This window comes from Aquabacterium sp. UBA2148 (assembly GCF_002328915.1).
Classification (GTDB): domain Bacteria; phylum Pseudomonadota; class Gammaproteobacteria; order Burkholderiales; family Burkholderiaceae_C; genus Aquabacterium; species Aquabacterium parvum.
Genome location: NZ_DCXA01000078.1, coordinates 1,640 through 5,115 on the forward strand (window position 1 = coordinate 1,640; position 3,476 = coordinate 5,115).

At 65.4% G+C, this 3,476-nt stretch carries 3 protein-coding genes; 2 read left to right on the forward strand and 1 reads right to left on the reverse strand.

Going from position 1 to position 3,476, the window contains the following annotated elements; genetic code table 11:
- The first annotated feature begins 280 nt into the window (after positions 1–280).
- Together B2W70_RS04170 and nadE are read left to right on the forward strand one after the other, a co-directional pair.
- Positions 281–1,726: a class I adenylate-forming enzyme family protein gene (locus B2W70_RS04170; protein ID WP_286743160.1), complete on the forward strand. Its 1,446-nt coding sequence runs from the start codon at positions 281–283 to the stop codon at positions 1,724–1,726.
- A 70-nt stretch (positions 1,727–1,796) separates the two neighbouring features.
- Entirely contained in the window at positions 1,797–2,834 is a 1,038-nt protein-coding gene (gene nadE / locus B2W70_RS04175; RefSeq protein WP_286743164.1) for an NAD(+) synthase, read from the forward strand.
- Here nadE and B2W70_RS04180 read toward each other — a convergent pair.
- On the reverse strand, positions 2,814–3,476 hold a 663-nt coding region (locus B2W70_RS04180), incomplete at its 5' end, for a hypothetical protein (RefSeq protein ID WP_286743167.1). The two genes, nadE and B2W70_RS04180, sit on opposite strands and share 21 nt — an antisense overlap.

The window sequence follows — 3,476 nt, forward strand, 5'->3', positions numbered from 1 at the left end:
GTCGACGATGGCCAGGCGGGGGTGCGCCAGCCCCAGCTCAGGGCGCTTCAGGAAGCCGCGACCGTCCGGCCCTCGGTGGTGGAGGGTGTCGGCCATGCGCCTGAGCAGCCCGTCGTCAGGAGACCACACTGGATTGGCCTGAGCCCGCCAATCCAGCACCCCCGCGACACCGCACATGCACACCCCCTTGAATCAAGTCCTTCCGGACGATGATAAGGTGCCCAAGGGCGCGGAGTCCCCCTAGACTGTGTGGAATTGCATCGCTCTATCGCAACCGGTCATGTCCGGCGCTCAGAACCCCACCTCCGCCCCGCTGCTGTTGACGCGCCTGCTGCACCAGGCAGCCACGCGCCCCGCGCACCCTGCGTTCGTCGAGGCAGAGCGCTGCACCTCTTTTGACGCGCTCGCCAGTCAGATTGCAGCCCAGGGCGAGCGGCTGAAGTCGCTGATTCAACCCGGCGATCGCGTGGCCCTGGTGATGGACAACAGCGCCGATCTGGCCGTGGCCCTGTATGCCACCTGGTGGGCTGGCGGCGTGGTCGTTGCACTGAACCCGGCGCTCAAGCCCGCTGACATCGCGCAACTGACCGAGGTCTGCCAGGCCCGCCTGTGCTGGCGGGCTCTGCCCGATACGCCTCAGCCGCCACCGCCCAATGCGGCCCCTTGCGCGCTGGAGCCTCAGGCCCTGGCCAGCCTGGTCTTCACCTCGGGCACGACCGGACAGCCCAAGGGCGTGATGCTCAGCCACGGCGCTTTGGCTGCCAACGTCCTCGCCGTGCAGCAAACCCTGCCGATGTCACCCGACGACGTGACCCTGTGCGTGCTGCCCTTTCACTACGCTTTTGGCAGCTCGGTGCTGCACACCCACCTGAGCCTGGGCGCCACGCTGGTGCTGGAGAACAGCTTCATGTACCCGCAGCGCATCGTGCAGCGCATGGCCCAGGTCGAGGCCACACACTTCTACGGTGTGCCTTCGTCGTTTTACCTGCTGCTCGAGCGAGGTCAGCTGAGCGCTCACCCCCTGCCCGCCTTGCGCCACATGGCCCAGGCTGGGGGCCCCATGGACCCGGCGCGCATCGAGCGCCTGCAACAGGTTTTGCCCGAGGTCGGTTTCTGGGTGATGTATGGGCAAACCGAAGCCTGCTCACGCCTGACCACGCTGAGCCCGGCGCAGCGACGGCGCAAGCCGGGCTCGGTGGGCATGGCGCTGCCCGGGGTCGAGCTGCAGGTGCGCGATGGCCACGGTCGGGCCAAGCCTGCGGGCGAAGTCGGCGACATCTGGGCTCGTGGCCCCAACCTCATGCTCGGTTACTGGAACTCGCCCGACGACACCGCCAGCGCCCTGGTGGACGGCTGGCTGCACACCGGTGACATCGGTCACCTCGATGCCGAGGGCTTCCTGTTCCTCCACGGTCGCAGCCGCGAGATCCTGAAGGTGGGCGCGCACCGCGTGTCGCCACATGAAATCGAGGACTGCATCCAAGCGGTGCCCGGCGTCAGCGAGTGTGCCGTCGTGCCGCTGCCCGACGAGCTGCTGGGCGAGGTGCCTCGAGCCTGCGTGATCCCGGCCCCAGGTCATCCGCCTTTGCCACAGCTCACGCGCGACATCCAGCGCCATTGCCGCGAACACCTGGCCCTGTACAAAGTGCCCAAGCAGATCGACTTTTTCGACACCCTGCCCCGAACCGCCTCGGGCAAGGTGCAAAAACACCTGATCGGCACCTGAGGCACCTGAGCTGCCGCCCAACACCCCATCCACTTCAGCCAGCCATTCAAATCCAGGGAAAGCCATCACCATGCCCCCACCCATCGACACCCTGATCGACACCCTGCTGGACTTCGATCGCGACGCCGAAATCAACCGCATCACCAGCAAGATCCGCGAGCTGATGCGCCTGCACCTCAAACGCCGCGGGCTGGTCGTGGCCATGTCAGGCGGCATCGACAGCTCGGTCTGTGCAGCACTGGCCGTGCGTGCCCTGGGCCCCGACAAGGTGTTTGGCCTGCTGATGCCTGAGCGAGACTCGTCATCCGACAGCTCGATCAAAGGCCGCCTGCTGGCCGAGCACCTGGGCATCCGCCACACGGTCGAAGACATCGCCCCTGCGCTGGAGGCCATCGGCTGCTACCGCTGGCGCGACGAAGCCATCCGCACCGTCTTCCCGGCTTATGGCGAGGGCTGGAAAAACAAGATCGTGATCGCGGGCGGCACACAGGGTCAGATCAACCACTTCAAGCTGGTGGTTCAAGAGCCGGGCAACGGCCCGCTGCACGAGCAGCGCCTGGGCCTGCGCGAATACCTGCAGATCGTGGCCGCCACCAACTTCAAGCAGCGCATCCGCAAGACGCTGGAGTTCTTCCACGCCGACCGCCTGAACTACGCTGTGGTGGGCACGCCCAACCGGGTCGAGTACGACCAGGGCTTCTTCGTCAAGAACGGCGACGGCTCGGCCGATATCAAGCCCATCGCCCACCTCTACAAGACCCAGGTGTACGCGCTGGCCCGTCACATGGGGCTGCCCGAGGTCATCTGCAGCGCCACCCCGACCACCGACACCTACAGCCTCAGCCAGGGCCAGGACGAGTTCTATTACGCCCTGCCCTACAAGGAAATGGACGTGGCGCTGTGGCACCTCAACCAGGGCCTGCCTGCCGCGAAGCTGGCCGAGTGCCTGGGCGTGAGCGAAGAACAAGCCGGCTTCATCTACCGGGACATCGAGGCCAAGCGCCGCACCACAGCGCCGCTGCACTGGTCGCCCCTCCTCGTTGAGCCGGTGCAAGGCCCCTTGACGCAGCACACGCGAGAAGCCAGCTCACCTCGATTGCGTCGCTGACGCCGCATCACATGGCGCCGACCGATTCATGTTGACGTAGGCCCACCCACCCTCCGAACCCACGATGGCGGACCCAGCGCACCGGGCTTGCCAGTCGAGCGCCTGGTCGGCTGGGACCAAGAGTTTCATTGCGGCGCCTTCTTGCGGGAAGGCCACGGCCCGATTCGGAGCCACCTCATGGCCCAATACGCGCTCGAAAAAAATCTCCGGGACAGGGTTGTACAAACCGGGCGCAACCCGCATGGCAAAAGCCGCATGAGGTTTGTGGGTCGTGTAGTCGCCACGCCAGCTCTTGCCCCAAAAGCCATAGATGAGCATGGTCATGCACTGCAGCAGCAACACGAAACCGATCACCCCTCGGCGAGTTCGCGCAGAAAGGTAGCCCAGGACATGAATGAGCCCTGCTGCCAGCGGAACCCCAATCCAATAAGCATAGCGGCTGTAAACCGTCTGCCCGTGATTCCAGTTGGTGGTAGCGAGCGCTGGCAACGCCATCAGCACGGCTGAAAAGGCGGCCAACGACAACACCCATGCCTGACCCTGCCAGCGCCAGTTGGCAGTCCGCAGAGCGACCACCGAAAACAAAACCAAGAACACCAGCACCAAACCCGGCGCGCCTACGATCAAACCCATGTTCAGGTC